This is a genomic window from Frankia sp. AvcI1 (assembly GCF_001420875.1).
Classification (GTDB): Bacteria; Actinomycetota; Actinomycetes; order Frankiales; family Frankiaceae; genus Frankia; species Frankia alni.
Window position 1 is genome coordinate 221,861 of the sequence record NZ_LJFZ01000008.1, and the last position, 24,809, is coordinate 246,669.

The 24,809-nt window shown below is 73.1% G+C and carries 18 protein-coding genes and 10 pseudogenes; 11 read left to right on the forward strand and 17 right to left on the reverse strand.

The window, feature by feature from the left end:
* Window positions 1-198 precede the first annotated feature (198 nt).
* The 3 genes and pseudogenes from guaA (UK94_RS47760) to guaA (UK94_RS47770) all read right to left on the reverse strand — a co-directional run.
* On the reverse strand, window positions 199-898 hold a 700-nt coding region (guaA, locus tag UK94_RS47760), incomplete at its 5' end, for a glutamine-hydrolyzing GMP synthase (RefSeq protein WP_235487437.1).
* Between the two features lies 1 nt (window position 899).
* Window positions 900-1,127: pseudogene (locus UK94_RS47765) on the reverse strand (GMP synthase (glutamine-hydrolyzing)); the annotation flags it as partial.
* A gap of 1 nt (window position 1,128) precedes the next feature.
* A pseudogene (gene guaA / locus UK94_RS47770) lies at window positions 1,129-1,772 on the reverse strand (glutamine-hydrolyzing GMP synthase); the annotation flags it as partial.
* A gap of 799 nt (window positions 1,773-2,571) precedes the next feature.
* Between guaA (UK94_RS47770) and UK94_RS73480 the strand changes: the two are divergent.
* The 7 genes and pseudogenes from UK94_RS73480 to UK94_RS47785 all read left to right on the forward strand — a co-directional run.
* Window positions 2,572-2,678: hypothetical protein (locus UK94_RS73480; protein ID WP_268761304.1), on the forward strand; the 107-nt coding region annotated here is incomplete at its 3' end.
* Between the two features lies 1 nt (window position 2,679).
* Window positions 2,680-3,856 (forward strand): annotated as a pseudogene (locus tag UK94_RS47775) (nitrate- and nitrite sensing domain-containing protein); the annotation flags it as partial.
* A gap of 164 nt (window positions 3,857-4,020) precedes the next feature.
* A partial coding sequence (locus UK94_RS47780; protein WP_235487496.1) for an ATP-binding protein occupies window positions 4,021-6,069 on the forward strand: 2,049 nt, incomplete at its 3' end.
* A gap of 332 nt (window positions 6,070-6,401) precedes the next feature.
* Window positions 6,402-6,815, forward strand: a complete 414-nt coding sequence (locus UK94_RS11085) for a roadblock/LC7 domain-containing protein (RefSeq protein WP_035921109.1) — start codon at window positions 6,402-6,404, stop codon at window positions 6,813-6,815.
* Between the two features lie 25 nt (window positions 6,816-6,840).
* Window positions 6,841-7,200 carry a DUF742 domain-containing protein gene (locus UK94_RS11090; RefSeq protein ID WP_011602350.1) on the forward strand — a complete coding sequence of 120 codons (360 nt, stop codon included), beginning with the start codon at window positions 6,841-6,843 and terminating at the stop codon, window positions 7,198-7,200.
* The coding region (locus UK94_RS11095) for an ATP/GTP-binding protein (RefSeq protein WP_235487439.1) at window positions 7,181-7,617 on the forward strand (437 nt) is incomplete at its 3' end. The genes UK94_RS11090 and UK94_RS11095, both read left to right, overlap by 20 nt.
* A gap of 1 nt (window position 7,618) precedes the next feature.
* Window positions 7,619-7,777, forward strand: a pseudogene (locus tag UK94_RS47785) (ATP-binding protein); the annotation flags it as partial.
* A 155-nt stretch (window positions 7,778-7,932) separates the two neighbouring features.
* On the opposite strand, the gene UK94_RS11100 reads toward UK94_RS47785, so the two are convergent.
* From UK94_RS11100 to UK94_RS11125, 8 genes and pseudogenes are all read right to left on the reverse strand, one after another.
* Window positions 7,933-8,953 (reverse strand): ABC transporter substrate-binding protein (locus UK94_RS11100; RefSeq protein ID WP_235487441.1); only part of this gene is annotated, 1,021 nt, incomplete at its 5' end.
* 1 nt (window position 8,954) lies between these two features.
* Window positions 8,955-9,029: pseudogene (locus UK94_RS47790) on the reverse strand (hypothetical protein); the annotation flags it as partial.
* 1 nt (window position 9,030) lies between these two features.
* Window positions 9,031-9,342: pseudogene (locus UK94_RS47795) on the reverse strand (twin-arginine translocation pathway signal protein); the annotation flags it as partial.
* Between the two features lie 3,754 nt (window positions 9,343-13,096).
* The gene (locus tag UK94_RS11110) at window positions 13,097-14,488 is read right to left on the reverse strand and encodes a hypothetical protein (protein ID WP_055749740.1); all 1,392 of its coding nucleotides are present in this window, start codon (window positions 14,486-14,488) and stop codon (window positions 13,097-13,099) included.
* Between the two features lie 190 nt (window positions 14,489-14,678).
* Window positions 14,679-15,809: a GuaB3 family IMP dehydrogenase-related protein gene (locus UK94_RS11115; protein WP_011602345.1), complete on the reverse strand. Its 1,131-nt coding sequence runs from the start codon at window positions 15,807-15,809 to the stop codon at window positions 14,679-14,681.
* Window positions 15,810-15,967: 158 nt separating this feature from the next.
* On the reverse strand, window positions 15,968-16,190 hold a 223-nt coding region (locus tag UK94_RS47810; RefSeq protein WP_235487445.1), incomplete at its 5' end, for an IMP dehydrogenase.
* A 1-nt stretch (window position 16,191) separates the two neighbouring features.
* Window positions 16,192-17,590: pseudogene (guaB, locus tag UK94_RS11120) on the reverse strand (IMP dehydrogenase); the annotation flags it as partial.
* Complete coding sequence (locus UK94_RS11125; RefSeq protein ID WP_055749742.1) at window positions 17,587-17,766, reverse strand: hypothetical protein; 180 nt, start codon at window positions 17,764-17,766, stop codon at window positions 17,587-17,589. The pseudogene guaB and the gene UK94_RS11125, both read right to left, overlap by 4 nt.
* 220 nt (window positions 17,767-17,986) lie before the next feature.
* On the opposite strand from UK94_RS11125, the gene UK94_RS47815 reads away from it, so the two are divergent.
* From UK94_RS47815 to UK94_RS11135, 3 genes and pseudogenes are all read left to right on the forward strand, one after another.
* A partial coding sequence (locus UK94_RS47815; RefSeq protein ID WP_235487498.1) for a DUF5319 family protein occupies window positions 17,987-18,154 on the forward strand: 168 nt, incomplete at its 3' end.
* 1 nt (window position 18,155) lies between these two features.
* A pseudogene (locus UK94_RS47820) lies at window positions 18,156-18,394 on the forward strand (DUF5319 family protein); the annotation flags it as partial.
* Window positions 18,395-19,355: 961 nt separating this feature from the next.
* A complete protein-coding gene (locus UK94_RS11135; protein WP_011602341.1) occupies window positions 19,356-19,688 on the forward strand; it encodes a WhiB family transcriptional regulator in 333 nt (110 codons plus the stop codon).
* Window positions 19,689-19,966: 278 nt separating this feature from the next.
* Here UK94_RS11135 and groEL read toward each other — a convergent pair.
* The 5 genes and pseudogenes from groEL to UK94_RS73490 form a co-directional block, all read right to left on the reverse strand.
* The coding region (gene groEL, locus UK94_RS11140) for a chaperonin GroEL (RefSeq protein WP_235487447.1) at window positions 19,967-21,177 on the reverse strand (1,211 nt) is incomplete at its 5' end.
* A gap of 1 nt (window position 21,178) precedes the next feature.
* A pseudogene (locus UK94_RS47825) lies at window positions 21,179-21,619 on the reverse strand (TCP-1/cpn60 chaperonin family protein); the annotation flags it as partial.
* A gap of 126 nt (window positions 21,620-21,745) precedes the next feature.
* Entirely contained in the window at window positions 21,746-22,054 is a 309-nt protein-coding gene (groES, locus tag UK94_RS11145) for a co-chaperone GroES (RefSeq protein ID WP_035921112.1), read from the reverse strand.
* A 655-nt stretch (window positions 22,055-22,709) separates the two neighbouring features.
* Window positions 22,710-23,061, reverse strand: a 352-nt coding sequence (locus UK94_RS73485) for a MarR family winged helix-turn-helix transcriptional regulator (RefSeq protein WP_268761298.1), incomplete at its 5' end; no start/stop codon positions are given.
* Between the two features lies 1 nt (window position 23,062).
* A pseudogene (locus tag UK94_RS73490) lies at window positions 23,063-23,336 on the reverse strand (MarR family transcriptional regulator); the annotation flags it as partial.
* Between the two features lie 150 nt (window positions 23,337-23,486).
* On the opposite strand from UK94_RS73490, the gene UK94_RS11160 reads away from it, so the two are divergent.
* Entirely contained in the window at window positions 23,487-24,122 is a 636-nt protein-coding gene (locus UK94_RS11160) for an NAD(P)H-dependent oxidoreductase (RefSeq protein ID WP_055749746.1), read from the forward strand.
* A 36-nt stretch (window positions 24,123-24,158) separates the two neighbouring features.
* Here UK94_RS11160 and rimI read toward each other — a convergent pair whose 3' ends face one another.
* A complete protein-coding gene (rimI, locus tag UK94_RS11165; protein WP_157892293.1) occupies window positions 24,159-24,686 on the reverse strand; it encodes a ribosomal protein S18-alanine N-acetyltransferase in 528 nt (175 codons plus the stop codon).
* Window positions 24,687-24,809: the final 123 nt, after the last annotated feature.

Sequence of the window (24,809 nt, forward strand, 5' to 3'; positions counted from 1 at the left end):
CGCGGCAACAAAAAAGCCCCCCGCCGAGAGGGCGGAAGGGCTGGCGCGCGGACCCGGAGCTCGGGTGCGCGCCTAAGTAATGGCCATCTCGTGCACGGTCACAGGTTCAGCGTGCTCCGGACTTGCCCGGACGTCAAACCGGCAGGCGCCCGGCGGCGGTCAGGACCGCCGGGCGCCTGCCGCCGACGGGCGTTCGGGCTACTCCCACTCGATGGTGCCCGGGGGCTTCGAGGTGATGTCGTAGACGACCCGGTTGACCTGTCCCACCTCGTTGACGATCCGGTTGGAGATCCGTTCGAGCAGCCCGTAGGGCAGCCGCGCCCAGTCGGCGGTCATCGCGTCCTCGCTGGTGACCGCGCGCAGCACCACCGGGTGCCCGTACGTGCGCTCGTCGCCCTGCACGCCGACCGACCGCACGTCCGCGAGCAGCACCGCGAAGACCTGCCAGATCTCCCGGTCCAGCCCGGCCCGGCGGATCTCGTCGCGGACCACCTCGTCGGCCGCCCGGACCACGTCGAGCCGCTCGGGGGTGACCTCACCGATGATGCGGACGGCGAGTCCAGGGCCGGGGAACGGCTGGCGCCAGACGATCTCCTCGGGCAGGCCGAGCTCCTCACCGAGGCGGCGCACCTCGTCCTTGAACAGGGTGCGCAACGGCTCGACCAGGCCGAACCGCAGGTCCTCCGGCAGGCCGCCGACGTTGTGGTGCGACTTGATCTTCGCCGCGGTCGGGGAACCGGACTCGATCACGTCGGGGTACAGCGTCCCCTGCACGAGGTGCTCGATCGTCGCACCCTCGGCCTCGGCGCGGGCCTCCAGCTCGCGGGCCGACTCCTCGAAGACCCGGATGAACTCCCGTCCGATGATCTTCCGCTTGTGCTCCGGGTCGGTCACGCCCNCCAGCGCCGCGGCGAACCGGTCGGCCGCCTTCACGTGGACGAGATCGACGCCGGTGGAGGCGACGAAGTCCCGCTCGACCTGCTCGGCCTCACCCGCCCGCAGCAGGCCATGGTCAACGAAAACGCAGGTCAGGGCATCACCGACAGCACGGTGCACGAGCGCCGCGGCGACCGCGGAGTCCACCCCGCCGGACAGCCCGCAGATCAGCCGGCCCGAGCCGACCTGGGNGCGCACCGCCGCCACCGCCTCGTCGACGATGTTCACCATGGTCCAGGTCGGCCGGCAGCCCGCACCCACCAGCAGGAAGTGCCGCAGCACGTCGAGCCCGCGCTCGCTGTGCACCACCTCCGGATGGAACTGGACGCCGTAGAGGCGGCGGGTCGGATCCTCGAAGGCGGCGACGGGGGTCGACGGGGTGGACGCCGTCACCCGGAAGCCGGGCGGGGCCGCGGTCACGGAGTCGCCGTGCGACATCCACACCTGCTGGGCGACCGGCAGGCCGTCGAACAGGACGCCCGGCCCGGTCACCGACAGGCGAGTCGCTCCGTACTCTGCCGTTCCAGTCCGGGCGACCGAGCCGGCCAGCGCCTGGGCCATCACCTGGTGGCCGTAGCAGATGCCGAGAATAGGCAGCCCGGTCTCGAACAACGCAGGGTCGACCCGAGGCGCTCCCGGCGAGTACACCGACTTCGGCCCACCGGAAAGGATCAGTGCGGACGGTCTGCGGGCGAGGATCTCGTCCACGGGCATGTCCCACGGCACGATCTCCGAGTACACATGGCATTCCCGGACCCGTCGGGCGATCAGTTGGGCGTACTGCGCGCCGAAATCGATCACCAACACCGTGTCGTAGCCGGGATGCCCCGGCGCACNGGCGCCCGCGGGCGTGCCGGGCCTGGCCACCGGCGCCGTCGGGGCGCCCCCCGCCGGGCCCACGGCCCCCGGTCTCACATCGTGACCAGCATCGCTGCGCTGCAACTCGCTCACCCCGCAAGCCTACGGACCCTGCGGCACCTGTGGGCCAGGCCTACTCGGGCGACCTTCCGGGCCCGGCCGCCGCCCATCGGCGCCCGTTCACGGGAACCGGCGGCGCATCGCGGCGCCCCCGAAGACCCGTAACGGCGGATGTCGCAGATGCCTGCTTTGCACCTTCAGTGCCACTCACCGGGACAACCGCTACGTCACGATGGGCGTACGTTGTCGGGCTTCGCGACGGTTACGCAGACGGTGACTCCGTGCGCCGTGACCACAACTGGCGTGCGGCCACCAAGGCGCTTACGGTAGGCGCCTTTCGGATGCCGACTTCGTACCGCTATGGTGCCTGGCAAGGGACATCAGGGCCCGATACCGAGCCATCCTGGTACGACGTGTTCCGGGAGGCTGGCGGAGAGGTTGCGAAGGTACGTGCGCAGACAACCGATGGCCAGCAGCACGGGCATCGNCGCAGATCCGGAGCCGACCTCGGCGCCGGGTTTGCCCGTGGACACCGAAGACGGCGGGCAGCGCGACGATCGCCCAGCGGCGCCACCGGACCCCGCGGGGTCCNGTCTGGTGCGCCTTCGTCGCGCCGCCAGCAACCCCACCAACTGGCGGGTCCGCACCAAGCTGATCGCGATTCTGGCCGTGCCGGTCATCGCGATCCTGGTCTACTCCTCCATCGAGGCCAGCACGGTGTTGACCAGCACCCGTGACGTCAACCGGATCTCGGATCTCACCGAGATCGGCCGGTCCGCGTCGACGCTCGCCCATGCCCTGCAGACGGAACGGACGTACAGCACNGGCTTCGTGGCGAGCGGCCCGGTCGGTTCCCGCGACGACGCCGCCGTCCCGCCCCGCCAGGCGGCGGTGAACGATGCCTACCAGGCCTACAAGGCGGTGGCCAACGGACGGCGCGGTTCCTTCGGCGGCGAGGTCCGGCGGGCCCTCGACGACGTCCAGACCCGGATGGACTCGCTGCCCGCGAAGCGGCAGACGATCCAAAGAGTTGTCGACCCGAAAGCCGTCCAGACGGCCTTTCAGCCGATCATCGACTCGCTGATCAACCTGGTCCAGCTCATCCCGCAGGGAAATGACGACCAGCAGCTCGACGACGGCGTCAATACGGCCTACTTCCTCATGTCGGGGACGGAACTCCTCGCGCAGCAGCAGGCCCTCGTCTACGGCCTGCTTCCACGCGGCAGCAACCAGGTCTTCACCGAAGGTGACTATCGCGAGTTCCTGTCGGCCGAGACGCAGCGGTCACGGGAACGCGACGACCTCGAAAACGTCGCCGGGCCAGCCCAGCAGGCCATCTACAACCCGACAATCGACACCGAAAACAATGGCGACATCCGCAACACCCAGAATTACGTCGAGGAGGTCCTGGACGCGCCCATCGGCCAGCCCCTGACCGTCGTCGAGTCGGAGAAGTGGAACCGGGCGACCCAGGAGACCATCGACACCAGCACCGACGCCACGGACAAACTCCTGGGTCTCGTGGACGACCGGGTCGACACCCTGCGCGGCAACATCCAGCACCGGGCCCTGCTGTCCGGTCTGCTCATCGTGCTCATCCTCGCCGCCGCCCTGCTGTCCGCGCTCGTCGTGGCGCGGTCGCTGGTCCGGCCGCTGCTGGCGCTGCGGACCGCGGCGCTCGACATCGCCGACCGCCGGCTGCCGGAGGCCGTCCGCCGCCTGCGTGACTCCACCGACCAGGACATCGACGACTCGATCGAACCGGTCGGTATCAACACCGACGAGGAGGTCGGTGAAGTTGCCCGGGCCTTCGACGAGGTCCACCGTGAGGCGATCCGGCTGGCCTCCGAGCAGGCGTCGCTGCGAAACAACGTCAACGCGATGTTCGTGAACCTCTCCCGCCGCAGCCAGGGGCTGGTCGAGCGCCAGCTCCGCCTGATCGACGACCTGGAGAACCGCGAGCAGGACCCCGACCAGCTCTCCAACCTCTTCAAGCTGGACCNCCTCGCCACCCGAATGCGGCGGAACAACGAGAGCCTGCTGGTCCTCGCCGGCACGGACACCGCCCGCCGCTGGACGCACCCCGTGCCGCTCAACGAGGTGGTCCTGNCCGCCATCTCCGAGGTGGAGCAGTACACCCGGGTGAAGCAGACCTCGGCCGCGCCGGTGTCCATCGCCGGCAACGGTGTCAGCGACGTCGTCCACCTCGTCGCCGAGCTGCTGGAGAACGCCACCTCGTACTCGCCGCCGGTCACCGAGGTGCTCGTGACCAGCCATTCCCTCGGCCCCGGCGCCGGCGCGATGATCGAGATCGAGGACCAGGGCATCGGCATGCCGGCCAAGGAGCTCGAGCGGGTCAACGAGCGGCTGGCCAATCCCCCGGTCGTTGACGTGTCGGTGTCGCGCACGATGGGACTGTTCGCCGTCGACCGGCTGGCCGGCCGGCACGGCATCCGCGTCCAGCTGCGGGAGTCGGCGTCGGGCGGTATCACCGCCGTCGTCCGGCTGCCCGCGAAGCTGGTCACCGGCGACAGCGCCGCCGGCGCCCTGCCCGGCCGTCCCCCGGCCCTGAACCGGCCCGCGACCGCCCCGGCGATCGGCGGCGGACGGCCCGCGGAACGCACCGAGCGGCCGAGTAACGGCGTGGCGCCCGACCGCGCGAACGGGGCCCCGACCCCGGCGGGTACCGGCGCGAGCAACGGGGTGAGCAACGGGCACCGGCCCGAGTCGGAGCCCGCGACGCGGGAGAACATCTTCGACGACTCCAGTGGTCCGCGGCGCTTCCCCAACACCGGTCCGTTTCCGCTGACCGGCCCGCTGGCCGCGCAGCTCGGCTCCGACCGGACCGGTCCGATGCCCACCGCGGACCGGCGCGACTTCGGTCTGGAGGAGTTCTCCCCCGGCCTGGACGGCCGCAACGACCGGGACAGCGAGACCGGCGGCACGGCGTCCACCCCGTCGACCGCGCCACGTGAGGGCGACGGGGGCACCGCACGACGGGCCGCGCAGTTCCCGAGCACCGGCCCGCAGGACCGGGCGCCCGACGGCCCCGCCGACGACGACCGCGGCCCGCGGGACTTCGACAGCCAGGAGATCGACCTCGACGTCCGGCCCGGCCACGACAGCGGGCCACGGGGCCGCGCGGGCACGCCACCCGGCGGCACCGCCGGCGGCACCGCTCCCCGCGGCGCGTCACCCGGCGGGGTCACCCCCGACACCGAGGCCATCGACCGGCGCGGGCCGGCCGCCCGCCGCGAGCAGCCCGCACCGGACGTCACGAGCCCCGTGTCGTTCGGGGACAACCGTTGGCCGACCCGCCCCCGGCCCACGGACGCCGAGCCCGCCACGGGCGAGCAGCCCGAGGCGACGCCGAAGCTGCCCGTGCGGGAGCGCCCGAACCTCCGGGACCGCGCCGACCACGAGGCACCCAGGCATCCGGTCGAGCCGGTCGCCCCGCGGCCGGGCGACGTGTTCGCCCGCGCGGACGACCGGCCCGAACCACAGGCGCGGCCACGCCCCGAGCCCGCCACCGGATCGCCGTCACCGGCCGGCCTGCCGTCACCGGCCGGCCTGCGGCCGCCGATCCGCCCGCAGGCGCCGACCGGTCCCCAGTCACGGACCGGTCCCCAGTCGCAGGCGGGGCCTCAGCCGCAGGCACGGACCCTCCCGCAGGCCGGACCGCAGACACCGACCGTTCCCGGTCGGGTCGCGGAGCCGGCGCCCGCCGAGATCACCGGCGAGCAGGCCACGGCCGAGTCGGAGACCGACGACGTCGAGACCTCGCCGATCTTCGACTCGGTGTCCGCGTGGTTCCAGCGCCGGACACCGGGCGACGCGGCATCGGCCCAGCGCCAGGCCTCCGCGGCTGCCGCGCGTGCGGCCGGCGAGCCGGCGGCCGCGGTCCCGGCCCGGCCGGTCGGGCGTCCCGGCATCGGCGGGGCCTTCGGGCAGCGCGGTCCGGCCCGTCCGGCGGCCGAGCCCGCCACACCCGCCCGCCCGGCGGCGGCCGAGCCGGCCGCGCCGGCGCCGGTGGCCGCCTTCGCCGCGCCGCACCAGTCCCCGGCCCCCGGCGGCCCGGTGCGGCCGGGGGCCGGGCAACCGGGCACCAGGCCACAGCCCACGGCGGCGCAGTCCCACCAGCCACCGGCACCGAACCAGTCCGTGCCACCGCTTCAGGCTGCACCACCGCTTCAGACGGCACCACAGCACCAGACGNCACCACAGCACCAAACGGCACAGCCGCCGGACCGGGGAGGCTGGAGCTCTCCCGGGGACGCCGGCTGGCAGGCAGCCGAGTCGTTGCGCCAGCCGAGCAGCGGTGGCGTGACGCGATCGGGCCTGCCGGTGCGAGTTCCCATGACCCATCTCGTGNCCGGCAGCGCCGAACCCGCGCCAAGCCGGCGTCCCGCCGAAACCTCGACCAGGTCTCCCGAGGCCGTCGGTGGCCGGCTTGCCAGCTTCTACCAGGGCGTGCGGCAGGGACGTGATGTCGGAGTCGACACCACGAGGAATCCCCGACGTGACGCGCAGGAGGAACGGTGACACCCGTGAGTTCTGAGGCTCAGAACCTCAACTGGTTGATCAACAATTTTGTCGATCGAGTCCCGGGTGTCGCCCACACCGTGGTGGTGTCCGCGGACGGGCTGCTGCTGGCCGTCTCCGACGGCTTTCCCCGCGACCGGGCCGACCAGCTCGCCGCGGTGGCCTCCGGGCTGGTGAGCCTGACCCAGGGGGCGGCACGCGTGTTCGAGGCGGGCGCCGTGACGCAGAGCGTCGTCGAGATGGAACACGGCTTCCTGTTCATCATGTCGATCAGCGACGGGGCGAGCATGGCGGTGCTGGCGGCGCCGTCGTGCGACATCGGCCTGGTCGGCTACGAGATGGCACTGCTGGTCAGCCGGGCGAAGGATGTTCTCACCCCGGCGCTGCGGGCCGAGCTGCAGGGAACGCTTCCGCGGTGAACGAGCGGCAGCACAGGGAGTCAGGGTGAGTATCGATCCCGAGAACGCGCCCGGTCCGGTCGTCCGTCCCTACGCGATGACCGGCGGGCGTACTCGGTCACGCTACGAGCTCGCCATCGAGGCGCTCGTCTTCACGACGCCGCTCGGCGAGGAACGGGCCATCGGCCTCAACCTCGAGCAACAGACCATCGCCGCCATGTGCCGGCAGGTGCGATCCATCGCGGAGATCGCCGCCGGGCTCCGGGTGCCTCTGGGAGTCGCCCGTGTGCTGGTCGGCGACATGGCGGACGAAGGCTTCGTCCGCGTCCACCAGCAGCCTGACCGCGACGAGGCACCGGATCTCGCGTTGCTCGAAAGGGTTCTCAGTGGCCTTCGAAAGCTCTGACAACAGACGGGTCAACTCCTCCGTCGCCACGACTTCGGTGAAGATCGTGGTGGCGGGAGGATTCGGCGCCGGGAAGACCACCTTTGTGGGCTCGGTGTCCGAAATCGTCCCGCTGCGTACCGAGGCCGTCATGACCGAGGCGGGAGCCCACGTCGACGACCTCACCCACCTGTCCGACAAGACCACGACCACGGTCGCGATGGACTTCGGCCGCGTCTCCCTCGACGAGGACCTGATCCTGTACCTGTTCGGGACGCCCGGGCAGTACCGCTTCTGGTTCATGTGGGACGACATCGTCCGGGGCGCCATCGGCGCGATCGTCCTGGCCGACACCCGCCGGCTGGCCGACTGCTTCGCCGCCGTCGACTACTTCGAACAGCGTCAGCTGCCGTTCGTCATCGGCGTCAACTGCTTCGANGGCATCCTGCGGCACTCCATCGAGGATGTCCGCGAGGCACTGCAGATCAGCCCGACCGTGCCGATCATCACCTGCGACGCCCGCAACCGGGACTCGACCAAGAGCGCGCTGATCGCCGTGGTCGAGCACACGATGTCGCGGGCGGCCGCTCGCGCCTGACCCGCTGCAACCCTGCAACCCTGCACCGCTGCACACCTGCACACCTGCACTGCCGCGAACCTGAGCTGCCGCAGTCCGGACCCACCAGACAACGCGAGGGGCCCCGGGACACGTGTCCCGGGGCCCCTCGCGTGTGTGCGTCGGCGGTCCGCCGCTCAGACCGGCGGCGGGAGCGGGCGCAACTGCGTGTCCACCCCGACCTTGCTGTTGCCGCTGTTGTTCACGACCTTGAGCGCGAAGTCGTTGTCGACCTGGTCCCACTGCCCGCCGACCAGCGCGGTTCGGGCCACGTTCTTCGGCACGTTCGACTGGGATCCGAACGCCACCGGGCCGACGATCGTCTGGGCGTCGACCTCCTTGACGGCCGCGGCGATCGCCTCCCGGTCCAGCGAGGCGGCGCCGCCGAGCGCCTTCACGGCCACCTCGAACAGTGCGTAGGAGAAGCCCAGCGACTGCGTCCAGCCGCGGCCGCGGGCGCTGGCGAAGTCACTGGCCAGGTCCTGGGAGGTCTTGTTGTTCAGCGAGCTGCGGTAGGGGTGTGCGGGCGACCAGGCGACCTCGGTGGTCAGCCCGTCGCCGTTGGACCCGAGCGCCCGGACGTCCTCCTGGAAGTTCAGCGCCTTCGACACGGTCAGCGCCTTCGGGGTGAAGTCCGCGGTTCGGGTCTGGCGCCGGAAGGTGGCGAAGTCCGCTGCCTGGGCGATGCCGACGACCGCCTGGACGCCGGCGGCCTTGAAGGCGCTCAGGTAGGAGTCGAACGACGGCGCTCCCACCTGGTAGCCCGAGGTCGCCGGCGAGGTGAGCTGAAAATCAAAGTTGCGGATGGTGGGAATTCCGAAGTCGGGGTTGGCGAATGCCTGGCCGTCATCGTCCGCGGGATACATCAACCCCACCTTGGTGATCCCGAGCTGGCGCCACATCGCCACATAGGTGGCGACGACGTCCTCCATCCCCCAGTAAAAGTGGTAGGTCCAGTGGAAGGGCATGTCGACGTTACCGCCGCGCCCGTTCCACCAGGACTGCCAGGGGGCGCTCGTCGAGATACACGGAACCTGGTTGATCTCACACTGATCGGCGACCGGAATGGCCGTGTCCGAGGTTCCGCCGACCAGGACGATGTCGACCTTGTCCTTGAAGATCAGGTCGGTCGCGGCGATCCCGGCCCGGTGCCGGTCGNACTCCGCGTCGCGGACGAAGATCTCCACCGGGTAGCTGCGACCGCCCACCTTGACCCCGTCGGCGAGCAGTGACCNCATCGTCTGGACGACGTACGAATCGACCACGCTGTAGGAGCTGAGCGTCCCGGTACGGGAGGTCACGTACCCGAGACGCACCTTGCGCGGACCATCGGAGGACGACGACCCGCCGCAGGCGGCGAGCAACCCGGCGGCCGGCGCGGCCACCGCGGCGGTCCCGGCCCAGCGGAGCAGACTGCGCCGGTCGACGGCCGGTCGACCGGTCCCGACAGCCGCCGGGACACCGCCGCCCACCCCGCCGGCCACATCCTTCTCGTTGCCGGCGGCGGAACGCCGCCAGCCACCCATACCACGGTCAGACCTGAGCATGGCACCTGATCCTGCCGCACCGCCGTCTAAACCCGACAACCGGGGTCGCCCGCCGACCGGCCGGCATCGCCGACCCACCGGTTAGAACAGACATTTCGCCGTTCCCGCTTACAGTCAGCATAGGGACGGATGTTCTCAGTTCACTCCNCAGATTCGATGCGGCGCAGTCCCGTTGGCCTTGAGATCCAGGGTGCCCTGCGCCTTCCCGCGGATTCCGTCCCCCGGCTTGGCGATGTGCACCGCCGCGAGGTCCTTCAGCGGACCGCTGGTGAACCTCACGTCGCCGATCACATTCCCGCCGTCGTTGCCGGCCACGGGGGTGATCGTGTACTGGCCGCCCACGCCGTTCCAGGTGTAGTCGCCCGCCGTGCGTTGGACCACCAGCACCCCCACCACCTCGTGGGACAGGCTGATCGGATCGGTGACGGTGACCAGGCGGCACTGCCAGCTGCCGTCGATCATCGCCTTGCCGGTGAGGGCGTCCGGGTTGGTCGTCGCCGGGGTGGCCGAGGCGTCGGCCGACGGGCTCGCGGTGATCGGCCCGCCGCCCTCGTTGCCGCCACCGCGCAGCAGGACATAGCCGCCGACCGCCAGCAGCGCCACGACCAGCGCGACCGCCAGCGGGCCGATCCAGCCCTGCCGGAGCCAGGCCAGCCGGTCCTCGAGCGGCGGCTCGTCGTCGGGCGTCGCGTCCCGGCGGTCGGTCGGTTCCAGCAGTCCCGAGGACGTCGCCGCGCGCGCGGACCGCCGCTGCGGGCTCGCAGGGCCGCCACCCCCATGGCCCCCACCCCCATGGCCGCCACCGCCATGGCCGCCACCGCCATGGCCGCCGGTGGTGTCCGCTCGCCGACCCGTGGCGCGGCGCGCCCCCGGCCCGGCCGCGCCGCTGCGGGCTGCCCGGTCGGCTGTGCGCCGCCGCCGCTCGCCGGTGTCGGAACGGCCTTCCACCCGACCGCCGGCAGTGGGCCGTCCCGCGGACGGGGCGGAGACCGGCTGCAGGCTGTCGGTGTCAGTCACCGGATTCGGCGTGCGGCGACGATCGGCGGGAACGCTGCGACCGCTCGGCTTGCGCACCGTCCGGGACGGCTGCCAACCGCTGTCGTCGTCCCCCGCCGAGTTCGCGGCGCCGCCCCGTCCCCGGCCCGATGCTCGCCGGGTGACCAGGGAGGTCATCTCGGCCGGCGTCTCCGGCCGGCGCCCGGTGGGGCCGGCCGCGCCGGGGCTCCGACCGCCCGCCTCGCCGGGCTGCCCGGGACTGCCCTCGGGCTGCCCACCGGTAGCCGGTGCATCCGGCCGGTACAGCGGCCGGGCTGTCGTCATCGTCTCCTCGACCCGCCGCGGAGGCGGGCCACCGGCTCGCATGCCGACCGGGGCCGCGTCCGGCGCGACCGAGGCGGAACCGGCTCGGTCGACGCCTGTCGCTGCTCCCTCCCGAGCAGGGGACAGGTGGCGCTCCCCCGCCGGCGAGGCGGCGGGCGCACGCCAGCCGGTGCCGGCTCCCCCGATTCCAGGCGCTCCGACTCCAGACTCACCGATTCCAGGCCCGGCGGGTCCGGGCGCTCCAGCCTCCGGCACTCCAGCCCCGGCCATCCCGACCCCGGACCCACGGCGACGCCGTCCCACCGGCAACGGCCCCGACAGGGGATCTTCCCGGTCGGCGAGCGAGCCGGGGACGCCGGGCGGCGGCAGCGGGCGGACGAAACTGCCGGTGTCGGTCAACGGGTTGCGCCAGGCCGAGGCGCCGGGCGCACCCTGCGACGCATCCCGGGGGCGTTCTGGTCGAGCGAGGGGCGCCGCGGTGGGGCCGGAGCGCCCGCGATCGACCGCAGGCCCCGGCTCGATCCCAGCGGCCGGTCCCGACAGGCTCGCCGACGCCGCGCCGGCGCCGAGAAGCGGGCCGGCGCCCGCGCGGTCGTACACACCTCCTGCCGGGGGCGCCGCCGCCCCGGCTGCGAACGCCTCGCGGGCGGCCGCGGCCTGGCCGCGCGCGGCGAGGTCCCCGGGTCGGCCCGCAGCTCCAGCTCCGGACTCCCGCGACGGGTAGGCACCCACCCCACCGAAGCCGCGCGGCGGCACCGACGGGTAGTCGGGAGCCTGCCCGCCCGTCCCCCAGCCTGCCTGGGCCGGGTCGGCTGCGGGTGACGCCGGCGGCCGCAGCCGCGGCGAGCTGTGGCCGTTCCACGGATCCGTCTGCCGAGGGGCCTCCCGCCCACTGCCCGCGGTGGCGGGCAGGTCGGCCCCGCCCTGGGGTCCGTAGCCGCCGGGGCCGGTCCAACCCGGGCCGCGACCGCCGGGCATCGCCGGCCGAGCCGGATGCGGGCTGGCGTCGGTCACGCCGAAGCCGTCCGGTCCCACGCGCTGTTGCGTCCCGGGCTCCGGCTGGCGGGCCCCCCCGAACGGCGAACCGGTCGCCCGGCCGGCCGTTCCCGGCGGTGCGGCTGCAGACGCGGCTCCGGCCACGGGCATGCCGTTGGTACCGGGCATGCCGTTGCTGCCGGGCATGCCGTTGGTACCGGGCATGCCGTTCGTGCCGGGCATGGCGGGGGCCGCGGAGAAGCCCGCGGACGCCGGCGGGCCGGCGGGCGCGGACGGCGGGTACGCGGCCTGCCGTGGCGCCGCGACCGGGTAGGCCGCCGGGGGCTGAGACGACAACGGGGTCGGACCCGTACGGGGACCGGTGGCGGGGACCGGACGGGCGGAGATGGGGAAACCGCCGGTGAACGGGTCGGTGTAACCGCCGGCGGACCGGTCCGCCGCGGGCGCGCCGTGCTGGGGCGAGTCACCGACGCGCACCGCGTCCGCGGACGAACCACCCCACGCCCGCTGGTCACCGGGCCCGGTCCGGCCACCTGCCACCGGCGATCCGATCCGGTCGACGCCCGGCTCCCGACGGGCGGACGGGCCGGCGCCGGCGGATGCGGGCGGTACCGGGGGTGACATCGACGGCAGGTTCGCCATCGGCCGGAAACCGCCCGGCGCGACGGCGTCGACCGGAGGCGCCACGGAGATCGACGAGGACCCGCCTCCGGGTCGCGGCGCCGGACCGTCCCAGGTGCTGGTGACGTCGAAGGGATCGGTGCGGCGCGGCGGCCCGCCGGGCGGCGCCACGGCGGAGTCCTGCGGCCGGACCGCCCGCGGCCCGGAGTTCACCGGCCCCGCGTTCACCGGCCCCGCGTTCGGCGGCCCCGCGTTCGGCGGCTCGGCGGACTGCGGTGGCCAGGGGGTCGGGGCGAAGGAGACCTGGGACGGCGCGGCGGAGGGGCGGGACTCGGGCTCGCCGACCCGCTCGACGGCGAAGAAGTCGTCGTCGCGGCGGGGCGGAGCCGGCCGGGCCGGGCCGTTCACATCGGCATCGTGGGTCGTCACCGAACTGCCCCCCGCCTCGGCACGCGGGTGGACGGAACGGCAGACGCAGGGCCCTCGGGCCCCGGGCTACGGTGCATGGTCATCGGGCGGCATCTCCTGCCCCCCAGATCAGCACGATGTGGGCAGCCATCGTGTGGACGTGNATTGTCTGAACCATCTCGTCGCAACCCGCACCCAGCCAGATCAGTCGGTCGGGAGCAGCGCCGCTCGGAGGCATGCGATCCCGGTCTGCGGCCCCNCGCACCGCCTGGCCGTGATCGTGTGGCTATGCGTGATGGACGTCCTACCGTACGGCCGNCAAAAAAGCAATAGCTCGCTGGCGGGTCGCCCATAAGCCCGGAAGGATATGGGGTCTTAGCTCCGACTGACCATGGTACACGGGAGGGAGTCATCGCTTGTCACGACAGGCGGCGTACATCTCGCGCACGATGCGCCGCGACGACTCCGACTGGACGCTGGCGTTGAACCGCTTGTACTCCTCCTCCGTGTAGGTGGCCTCCAGCTTGTCCAGAGTGCAGGTGCAGTACCCCTCGTTGCCGTTGCTGACGTCCAGGCAGGAGCTCAGATACGCCTCGCGGACGGCCTTGCTGTAATGGCCCTTGCCGGCTGCCGCGGCACCCACGGCCGACCCACCGTCCGAGCCGCCCCCGCCGAAAGCGAGGAATCCCGCGACCCCAAGGCCCACGCAGACCAGCACGACGATGGCCGCGATCAGCAGCGGGGGACGATCGCGGGCCTGCCGGAGGAACCCGCCGACGCGTTCGCCCAGCCCCCCGGCGGCGGCCGGGCGGGCGACCGCCGACGCCGGCCTGCGCGGTCCCGACGGTGCCCAACCGGACTCGGGTTCGCCATCGAACTTCGTGCCGCGGCCAGGCTCCGTGCCGCCGAAGGGATTCCCGCCACCGAAAGCGTCGGTGCCGGAGTCACCCTCGTCGTCGAGGTCATCGTCCCAGTCCGCCACACCGGCCGCCCGCGCCGGCGGGGCCCCCGTACCCGTCGGCGCACCGACCCGCCGAAACTCGCCGGTCGCATCGCCGTCGTGCCAGCCCCCGGGGGTGCCGGCGGGGCCGGGGCCCGTGGTGCCGGCGGAAGTCATCCCGGTGGCAGCGGTCGGCGCGGTCACGTGCGGCGGGCCGCTCGGCCCGGCTGCGTCGGCGTCCGGCGGGGCGTCCGGCGAAGCCCACCGCCCGAACTGCCCGGTGCCGCCGTAGGACGCCAGTTCCCCCGTGGTCATGCCAGAGCCAGGGGCCGAGCCGGAGCCGGCGGCCGGGCCGGAGCCGGCGGCCGGGCCGCCAAGGTCACCGGCCGAGCCCGGTCCGCCCGCCGAGCGCACGCCGCCGGTCAGGCCGGCGGCGCCGAACAGGCCGCGAACACCCGGCGGGTTCGCACCGGCCGGCGGTTCGCCCGCGGCCGAGCTTCCGGGACGCGGCGATCCAGGACGGACCTCGTGGCGCACCACGGCGGGCGATCCGAGCCCCGCACCGCGCGCCGGGGCGGCGGCGCCCCGCCCACCGTCCGGCGTGCCACCCGGGCCGGACCCGAAGACCGACCCCGGGTAGGCCGGGGAGCCCGCAGCGGTGGCGTCGGCCAGGCCGCCCGGGCGCGCATCGCCGCCATCACGCGACCCGGCGTCGACGGTGCCGGCCGGCTGCGCCCGCGCCGGGTCGCCGCTGGAGCCTGCCGGCGGCACAGCGGAGGACGGCTGCCACGTCTGGGCGGCTTCGTCCCAGAGGTAGGCGCCGTCATCGCTGACCCAGCGGCCGTGCTCGTCGAGGCGCATCTGTCGTCCTTCGTGCCGGAGACGGACGCTCCCAGGGTGCCATGTCCACCAGGGGTCCGGATCGGCCGGGTACCGCCGCCACCGTCGGGGCGTGGACTGTTCCGCCGGAGTCGGGTATCGGCCCGCCGCGCGGCCGATCGCCCNCCGGGATACCCGCGGCCGGCTCGGGCGCCAACGGCCCCCGGGCCGGTCAGGAGCCGGCGGTCACCATGATCTCGGCCTTCTGGAACTCCTTGAGGGTCGCGTACCCGGTCGTCGCCATGGCGGTCCGCAGACCGCCGGCGAGGTTGAGCAGGCCCGTTCCGGTGGCCGCGCCGGGCCCTGTGACGATCTGCGCCAGGGTGCCCGTCGGGGGGGCCGGCGCCCACCGTCCACGCGGCAGGTCGGAGTGCAGCACGTCCATCGGCCACATCCCGCCCTGGCCCGGCGCGTCCTCTGCCGCCGCCAGCGCCGCGTCCACCATGACCGCGTCGGCGCCACAGGCGATCGCCTTTGCGAGGTCACCGCCGGTCTGCAGGTCGCCGTGCGCGACGACGTGGACGTAGCGGCCACCCGACTCGTCGAGGTAGCGCATCCGGGCTCCGGCGGCGTCCGCGATGGCGGTGGCGAGCGGGACCCCCACCCCGAGCACGTCATGGGTCCGGTCGCCCAGGCCCGAACCGACGCCGACGATGACCCCGGCGGCGCCGGTCCGCATCAGGTGCAGCGCGGTCGAGAACGACGCGCACCCCCCGACCAGCACGGGAACGTCCAGCTCGCCGATGAACCGCTTGAGGTTGAGGGGCTCGCTGCGCCGGGACTGGTGTTCGGCGGAGACCGCGGTGCCGTGGATGACCAGCAGGTCGACACCGGCCGCCAGCACGTGCTGGCTCAGCGCGCGGACCTTCTGCGGGCGCAGCGCCGCGGCGACGACCACCCCGGCGTCGCGCAGCTCGCCGAGACGGCGAGCGATGAGCTCCGGCAGCACCGGCGACTCGTACAGCGCGCGCAGCCGTTCGGTCGCCGCCTGCTGTCCCTCCTTGGCGCCGATCTCGGTGAGCTCGCCGATGTGGTCCTCGGGCTGCTCGTACCGGGTCCACAGCCCCTCGACGTGCAGGACGCCGAGCCCGCCGAGCCGGCCGAGCGCGATCGCCGACGCCGGCGAGGTGACGGCGTCGGCGGCGGCCGCCACCAGCGGCAGGTCGAAGCGGTAGGCGTCGATCTCCCAGGCCAGCGAGACGTCCTGCGGATCGCGGGTCCGACGCGACGGGACGATGCCGACGGCGTCGAGACCGTACGCGACCCGCGCGTTCTTGCCGATACCGATCTCGACCTCTGCCACTGCTGGCGCCTCCTGGTTGGGTCGGCGGGCTCACGCCGGCCGGACACTGACGTACCTGCTCTGGTCGCCCGCGCGCCGACGCCCCCGTCACGGGCACCTGATCGCCGGTGTCGGGACGGGGCCGGGGGGTGACGAGGGGCGCAACCGCGGCGGCGGCCTCAGCGCGAGGAGTTGTAGTTCGGCGCCTCGACGGTCATCTGGATGTCGTGCGGGTGGCTCTCGGTCAGGCCCGCGGAAGTGATCCGGATCAGCTGCGCATCATCCTGCAGCCGCCGGATGGTCGGCGAGCCGGTGTACCCCATCGCGGCCCGCAGCCCGCCGACGAGCTGGTGCGCCACGGCCGCGAGCGGGCCACGGTAGGGCACCTGCCCCTCGACGCCCNCCGGGACGAGCTTGTCGTCGGAGAGCGCGTCGTCCTGGAAGTAGCGGTCCTTCGAGTAGGACCGGGCCCCGCCCCGGCTGCGCATCGCCGCGAGCGACCCCATGCCGCGGTAGGCCTTGTACTGCTTGCCGTTGATGAAGATCAGCTCGCCCGGGCTCTCGTCGACGCCGGCGAGCAGGCTGCCCAGCATGACGGTGTCCGCCCCGACCGCGATGGCCTTCGCGATGTCGCCGGAGTACTGCAGGCCGCCGTCCCCGATCACCGGCACCCCGTGTTCCCGGGCGACCCGGGACGCCTCGTAGATCGCCGTCACCTGCGGGACGCCGACCCCGGAGACCACCCGGGTGGTGCAGATCGAGCCGGGACCCACGCCGACCTTGATCGCGTCCGCGCCCGCGGCGATGAGGGCCGCGGCGCCCGCGCCAGTCGCGACGTTGCCGCCGATGACGTCCAGGGGCCGACCGTCGACCCCGGTCGGGATGTCGGTCTTGATGCGGCGGACCATGTCCGGCACGGCCCGCTGGTGGCCGTGGGCGGTGTCCACGATGAGGAAGTCGACGCCCGCCGCGACGAGGACCTGCGCCCGCTTGTAGGCGTCCTCGCCCACCCCGATCGCGGCACCGACCATCAGCCGGCCGTCGGCGTCCTTGGTGGCATGCGGGTACTGCTCACGCTTGGTGAAGTCCTTGACCGTGATCAACCCGCACAGCCGACCCTGATCGTCGACGATCGGCAACTTCTCGATCTTGTGCCGGCGCAGCAGCTCCAGTGCGTCCTCGGGCGACACGCCGACCGGCGCGGTGATCAGCGGCATTCGCGTCATGACGTCCTGCACCCGGCGGGAGTAGTCCCGCTCGAAGCGGATGTCGCGGTTGGTCACGATCCCGACCAGCCGGCCGTCCGGCTCGGTGACCGGAACACCCGAGATGCGGTAACGCGCCATGAGCACGTTCGCGTCCTCGAGGGTGGCCTCCGGCCCGCAGGTCACCGGCGCGGTGATCATCCCGGACTCGGACCGCTTCACCATGTCGACCTGCTGCGCCTGGTCCTCGATCGAGAGGTTGCGGTGCAGCACCCCGACGCCGCCCTGGCGCGCCATCGCGATCGCCATCCGCGCCTCGGTCACCGTGTCCATGGCGGAGGACACCAGGGGCACGGCGAGGGAGATGGACCTCGACAACCGGGTCGTGGTGTCGGCCTCGGCGGGCACGAGATCGGAGGCCGCCGGCAGCAGCAGGACGTCGTCGAAGGTCAGGCCCAGCATTGCCAGCTTTGGCGGCACCGGTGCGTCGGCTCCCAACAGGTCCACCTGGGAGTCGACGGAGCCACCCGCCGACGCCGCGCGAGCCGACGTGCGGGGAGCCGACGGGGAGTGATCGGTGGCGACGGGAGCGTTCATGGCACCTTCCGTTCCGCGATGACCGGTGCCGCGGCGCTGACCGGTACCGCGGCGCTGGGAACCCGCCCGGCGGCCACGGCCCCGCCGGATGCCTGGTGGGCGGCCGGCCCGGCCGCCCACCAGGCGGAACGGGTCATCAACCCGTCACCGGCGAGCCGGTCGCCAGGCGGCGGCATGTACCCCATCGTAGAGGTCGGTGGCGCTTGTGGGCGGTCGCGGCGTGACGGAGATCGCGGCAGGTCCGCCGCGGGCGGCTCATCCGGGGTCCGACCAGCGCCACGCGGGTCGCGCAACAGCAGACGGACCTACACGGACCTGTCCACAAGCACTGCACAACGGTGCCGAGACTCCTGATCGGGACCACTTAGCAGTCCGGGCAAGCGTAGCGTGGTCGACGTGAGCGACGAGCCTGTCGACCCCTTCGCGGGTGACCCCGAGGATCCGGCCGCCGAGCTCGCGCGCCTCGACTCCGTCGACGACCTCGACCTGCTCGAACCGCTGTCCTTGCACGAGCGGGAGGAGGTCCTCGCCGAGCTGGGAGACCTCGACGTCTTCCGCACGCTGNTCGAGCCGCGCGGCTACCGCGGCCTCGTCGTCGACTGCGAGGGCTGCGCCGAGCCCCACTACTTCGACTGGGAGCTGCTGGCTGGCAATCTGCGCAACCTCCTCAACGAGGGGCGGACGCGCGTCCACGAGCCGGCCTTCTCTCCCGACCCGTCGTGCTACGTGAGCTGGGAATATGCCCGCGGCTTCGCCGACGGCGTGTACGAGGCCTCAGCCGCCTCGGAGGCCGACTCCCGCTGAGCCCGGGCACGTCCCCGGCCTGGCGGGAGCCCCCGCGGGTGGAGGCGGGAGCCACCGCGGGCAGGTCCAGTAGCGCCTGTGCGCCGGACCTCCCCCTCCGGCCGCCTGGGCGCACCCGCGCCGCCGTGACCACCTTCGCGTTCTCGCCGCGGGACCGTCGCCGCGCATGTGGTCGGCGGCGTGCACCCGGCCGATCACCGGGTTCGCCGGCGCCACACCACGCCCCCTCCGGCCCACCATCGCGGGCTCCCGAGCCCTGTTCTCGGCGATCCCGACGGCCGGCTTCGACTCCGGCCGGCGTCCCGGCGCCGCCCGCGCGCCTCCCGCCGACCCGCCGCCATTACGACTTTCGGGCCAGCCCGGACTGTCCGTTCCCGGACAGTCCGCGGGCAGCCCGGCGCCACCTGTCGCCCGCTGGCATGTCCCTGCCAGCCGACGGTCGACCCAGGGCGTTCCCCGGCCGTCCGACGTCGGCTCTCCATCGGTCGCTTGTACCGGTTAATCCGTTTTGTTTATTTCTTCCGTTTCGCACGATTAGTCCGGCGCCGGTGGCCCCGCCGGGGATATGCCGGGCCGCGGAGGCCGCCCAGGNGGCCCCGAGTTGCAGCCTTCGCCGGTGACGTTCCGGCCGGGCCGTGTGACCAGGCGATCGCCGGGGTAGGCGAACCACCGTCCACGAAGTTGTCCGCCGGACCCACGGACCGGACGTCCCTCCCGATTCCGGATCCGTCCGGGCGGCCGGTGGCACCGGACGGGAGGCCTCGCCCGGTCACGCGACCATCGGACGACCCGTGGATCCGCGCCGCGTCCCGGCGGGGGCTGTGCCGGCGCGGCACACCGGACCTGACGACAGGCGACGCGGGGTCGCCCGGGTGAATTTTTTCAAGATCACCGAAAGGGTGACCGTACTACGGTGAGCCCGCGGCGCTTGCCGCTCAGGTCGAAAGGGGGGCTCAGGCCGATGACCGACGTCCGACGACTTCCCGGCCCCGGCGCGGAGAAGTGGGAGTGGCAACTGCATGGCGCGTGCCGCGGGGAGAGCACCGAGCTGTTCTTCCACCCGGAGGGCGAACGCGGACCGGCCCGGGCCGCCCGCGAGGCCGCGGCCAAGGCGATCTGCGCCCGGTGCCCGGTCATCCGCGCCTGCGGGGAGTACGCACTGACCGCCCGGGAGCCCTACGGCGTCTGGGGAGGGCTCAGCGAATCGGAACGGGAGGCGATCCTCACCGGCCGCTCGCGGCGGGGGGTGGCTCGCCGCGTCCCCGCGCGGCCGGGGCTCGCGCCGGCCTGCTGACCGGCCCCGCGGCAGGTGACGACTTGGCCGGACATCCGATCCCGACCATGACGATCACCCGCGACGGGTGAGCGGGCCCACCGGCCGGTCTCGCCCAGTCGTTCGGGTGGCGCCCGCCGGCCGGCCGCCCTTCGTCGAGCGGCCGGCCGCCGGATGAACACCCGGAAACGGCGACGGCCCGCTCGGACCCCTGATCGGGGACCGAGCGGGCCGTTTCGCTGCCGCGGGCGGGGCGCCGGCCGGAGTCACCCGGCCGGGCCTCGCGGGACGGCTTCCGATCAGAAACCGGGGCCCTGCGGGTGGCTGTGCCCGTGGCTGTGGCCGTGACCGTGGGAGTGCCCATGGTCGCCGTCGGACACCGCCGGCTTCTCGACGACGAGGCTCTCCGTGGTGATGAGCAACGCCGCGATCGAGGCGGCGTTCGCCACCGCCGAACGGGTGACCTTGACCGGGTCGATGACTCCGGCCGCGATCAGGTCGGTGTACTCCCCGGTCGCGGCGTTGTAGCCGTGACCCGGTGCGAGGTCCTTGACCCTGGCGACGATGACCGCGCCCTCCAGACCCGCGTTGCGCGCGATCCAGTTCAGCGGGGCGTCGAGGGCCGTACGCACGATCCGGACACCGGCGAGCTCGTCCCCGGTGCGGCCGAGGCCGTCGTCGAGGACGGAGGTGACGTGCGCCAGGGCCGCGCCGCCGCCGGCGACGATGCCCTCCTCGATCGCCGCGCGGGTCGCCGAGACGGCGTCCTCGAGGCGGTGCTTCTTCTCCTTGAGCTCCACCTCGGTGGCGGCACCCACGCGGATGACCGCGACCCCGCCGGCGAGCTTGGCGAGCCGCTCCTGGAGCTTCTCGCGGTCCCAGTCGGAGTCGCTGGTCTCGATCTCCGCCTTGAGCTGGCGCACCCGGTCGGCGACCGCGTCGGCCTCGCCGCCGCCGTCGACGATGGTGGTGTTCTCCTTGTCCACCACGACGCGCCGGGCCCGGCCGAGGTCCGCGAGGGTCACCGCGTCGAGCGAGAGCCCGACCTCGCCGGCCACCACCTGGCCGCCGGTGAGTACGGCGATGTCCTGCAGCAGCGCCTTGCGGCGGTCCCCGAAGCCGGGCGCCTTCACCGCGACGACCTGGAAGGTCTTGCGGATCGAGTTCACCACCAGGGTGGACAGCGCCTCGCCCTCGATGTCCTCGGCGATGATCAGCAGCGGCTTACGCTCCTGCACGACCTGCTCGAGGATGGGCAGGATCTCGTTCAGCGCCGAGATCTTGCCCGGGTACAGCAGGACGTACGCGTCCTCGAGGATGGCCTCCTGCGAGTCGGCGTCCGTGACGAAGTACGGCGAGATGTAGCCCTTGTCGAACTGCATCCCCTCGGTCAGCTCGAGGTCCAGCCCGAGGGTCTGGCTCTCCTCGACCGTGATGACGCCGTCCTTGCCGATCTTGTCGATCGCCTCGGCGATCAGCTCCCCGACCTGGGTGTCCTGGGCGGAGATGGNGGCGACCTGGGCGATCGTCTGCCTCGAGCTGACCTCGATCGCCTGCTCCAGCAGGGCGGCGGAGACGGCCTCGACGGCGGCCTCGATGCCCAGCTTCAGCGACAGCGGCGCGGCCCCCGCGGTGACCTGCTTCAGACCGAAACGGACCATCGCCTGGGCGAGCACCGTCGCGGTGGTGGTGCCGTCACCGGCGACGTCGTTGGTCTTGGTGGCGACTTCCTTGGCGAGCTGGGCACCCAGGTTCTCGTACGGGTCTTCCAGCTCGACCAGCCGGGCGATCGTCACCCCGTCGTTGGTGATCGTCGCCGCGCCGTAGGACTGGTCGATGACGACGTTGCGCCCACGCGGGCCGATCGTCACCTTGACCACGTCGGCCAGCGCGTTGACGCCGCGCTCGAGCGCGTGGCGGGCGTCCTCGTTGAACGTGAGAATCTTCGGCATACCTGGTTGTCCTCCCGACACCGATGACCGGTGGGAAACCGCAAGGGCGCGCCCCGCCGGCGGGCCCGGCGGAAACCGGACGGCCACCAGCGGGGCGCGCCCCTTGCGTTGCTACCGGCGAGCGGTCTACTTCTCGATGATCGCGAGGACGTCACGAGCGGAGAGCACGAGGTACTCCTCGCCCGAGTACTTGACCTCGGTGCCGCCGTACTTGCTGTAGAGCACCACGTCGCCGACCTTGACGTCGAGCGGGACGCGCTTGCCGTCCTCGAATCGACCCGGGCCGACCGCGAGGACGGTGCCCTCCTGGGGCTTCTCCTTCGCCGTGTCCGGAATCACGATGCCGGATGCGGTGGTCTGCTCGGCGTCGGAGGGCTGCACAACGATGCGGTCCTCGAGAGGCTTGATAGCAACCTTGGTGGCGGTCGTCACGATCGACCTCCCCCTTCCTGCGCTGGATGAGAGAGCGACCCTGGCGGCCTGCCGTCGCGGGTGAACAGGCGCCTGTTGTCGCTGGCACTCTCACGTGCCGAGTGCCAACCTAGCACCCGCACCACACACGTCAACCAACAAGGTCGGATCNGTCAAGACGGCCGGGAACCGGGCACCGCCCGCCCGACCGCGNCGGCCGCGCCGACTCGCCCCGGCCCCTTCCCGGCGCGGGACCGCGCAACCGGCCCCGACCGCCTTCGGCCACGCTGGATGGGACCCGGACATGATCTGGATGTGGGAGGCCAGGGCGACGCCCGGCCGCCTGACGGACCTGCGGGACTGGGCTGTCGCCGCCCTCGGCGGCCGAAAAGGTGAGGTATATCTCAGTCGCCAACCGGGGGGTGACCTCGTCGTGATGATCCTCCGGCTGCCCGACGCCGCACCGACCAACGTGGCCGCCGGCCCGGACACCGCCACCACCAACGAGCCCGCCACGGCTCCGCTGCCGCCGCCACCCGACGGACTGGTCGCCGGTACCCCCCACGCCTGGCCGTTCCACCAGGTCCACCCCGCCCACTGAGCCCAGCGCCACGCCGGTGTCGGCCGCGCCGGTCCATCCCCGCCCCTGGCACCTCCGTGGCCACCGCCTGAGCCGCGGTCAGCCGCCGGCGGCCGCCCGTTGCCCGCGGTCGCCGCCCGGTGCGGGTTCACCGCCCGTGGGGCAGTCGTCCGCCGACGGGCACCCGGCCTCGTGCGCCTCGATCTCCCGCCGAGCCGCGTCGCAGGCGGCCGCGCCGTGGGTGGGATCGACGGCCAGCAGCCGCGCCGCGATCCGGCGCAGCAGCGCGACGAACCGCTCCCGCTCCTGCGGGGCCAGCCCGGCGAGCACGTGCTGATCGACGAGGCGACGGTCCTCCTGGGTCGACGCGTACAGGCGCGCCCCCTGGTCGGTCGCGGTGATGATGCGGGCCCGCCGGTCGGCCGGGTCGGGATGGCGCTCGACCAGACCCNCCCGCTCGAGATCGTCGACGAGGCGCACCATCACCGTCCGGTCGATGCCGAACCGGCGGGCCACCTCGATCTGGTTGCGCGCCTCGCCGCCGACAGCCGCGCCGAGGACGTGCAGCGCGCGCAGGCCGCCGGGTAGTTCGCCGACCGCGGCGGCCGAGGCCGCGAGGTAGCCGTACTGCACCTGGCCCAGCAGCCAGCCCAGATCCTGCCCGAGATCCTCGGGCAGGCCGTCGGCCCCGGTCTCGGGCTCCGCGGCCGCTGCGGCGTCGCTCACCGCCCCAGGGTACCCGTCCCGGTCAGAGTAATCTCCCCCCAGATGAGTGCTTGTAGAGACGATTTATCCATCAGATAGTCTCTCTACAGATCTTCGCGACAGCAGAAGATCTCAACTTATGACGACCTGTGGAACAACGGAGGCGCCGCAATGCCCAACCTGCTGCACGTGGACGCGAGCCTGGCTCAGGAGGGCTCGACCTCCCGATCGCTGGCCGCCACCTACATCGACGCCTGGCGCGCCGCCCACCCCGACGGCACCGTGACCTACCGCGATCTCGCCCTCACGCCCCCGCCGCACCTCGACTGGGCCACCCTCTCGGCGGCCTTCACGCCGCCCGAGCAGCACACCCCGGAGCAGACCGAGGGCGTCAAGCTGCGCGAGGAACTGATCGGCGAGCTCGAGGCCGCCGACGAGCTCCTGCTGTCGCTGCCGATGTACAACTACTCGGTGCCGTCCACGTTGAAGGCGTGGGTGGACCAGGTGATCCTGGTCGGGCGCACCCTGCAGCAGCCTCCGGCGGAGTCGGTGCTGACCGGTGACCGCGTCACCGTCATCGCCACCCAGGGCGGTTCGTACGGGGTGGGCACGCCCAAGGAGGGCTGGGACCACCAGCTCCCCTTCATCGCCCACGTCCTCGAGTCGCTCGGGGCGACCGACGTCGAGCTGGTCCGGGTGGAGATGACGCTCGCCCCCGTCAACCCGGCGCTGGCCGACTTCACCGACGTCTACGAGCGCAGCCGCGCCGCGGGCGAGAGCGCCCTGCGGGCGCGGGCGGCGGCCTGAGTCAGCGCGACCGGCCGGGGCGCCCCGGCGAGCCGGTCACGGCTCCAGGCGCACCCGGCCGGGCAGTGCGCGTTCGACCTCGTCCAGCAGCGCGGCGTATCCGACCGTGTCGATCGGTCTGGCCCGCATGACGTAGGCGTCGCCGCCGGAGGGCTGGTAATAGCCGCGGCGCACGCCGATGTCGACGAAACCGAGCCGGGTGTACAGCGCCCGCGCGGCATGGTTGTCGGTACGGACCTCCAGCCCGCAGGAGCGGGCCCCGGCCCGACGCGCGTGGCGCAGCAGGGCGATCATCAGCCGAGCGCCCACCCCGCGGCCCCGGATCCGCGGCACGACGCCGACGGTCTGGATGTAGGCGCCGTCGTCGGCGAGCGCCAGCCCCGCGTAACCGATGATCGCGGACAGGTCGTGCGCGGCCGCCCCTCGGGGCTGCCACAGCGCGGTCAGGTAATGCCGCTGGTCGCCCTGGGCCAGTTCGGACCAGAACAGCTCCGCGGTCCAGGGGTCGGTGGCGAAGACGGTCGGTTCCAGCTCGGCGACGGTGGCGACGTGCCACCAGCGCATCGGAACGAGCACCAGATCCAGATCGCCGTCCGGCCCCCGCTCGCCGTCCTGCCCCAACGCACGGAGCCGGTCCCGTTCGCGGTTCTCGTCCTGCGCTCGGTTCCGGTCCGGTTCGATCGGCGT

What these genes read in the sequence shown, in the direction of transcription:
- UK94_RS11110 (WP_055749740.1), bottom strand. Translation starts at nt 14,488, where the DNA reads ATGCGCCTCGACGAGCACGGCCGCTGGGTCAGCGATGACGGCGCCTAC.
- UK94_RS11125 (WP_055749742.1), bottom strand. Translation starts at nt 17,766, where the DNA reads ATGCCGCCGCCTGGCGACCGGCTCGCCGGTGACGGGTTGATGACCCGT.
- UK94_RS11135 (WP_011602341.1), top strand. Translation starts at nt 19,356, where the DNA reads ATGACCGACGTCCGACGACTTCCCGGCCCCGGCGCGGAGAAGTGGGAG.
- UK94_RS11160 (WP_055749746.1), top strand. Translation starts at nt 23,487, where the DNA reads ATGCCCAACCTGCTGCACGTGGACGCGAGCCTGGCTCAGGAGGGCTCG.
- rimI (WP_157892293.1), bottom strand. Translation starts at nt 24,686, where the DNA reads ATGCGCTGGTGGCACGTCGCCACCGTCGCCGAGCTGGAACCGACCGTC.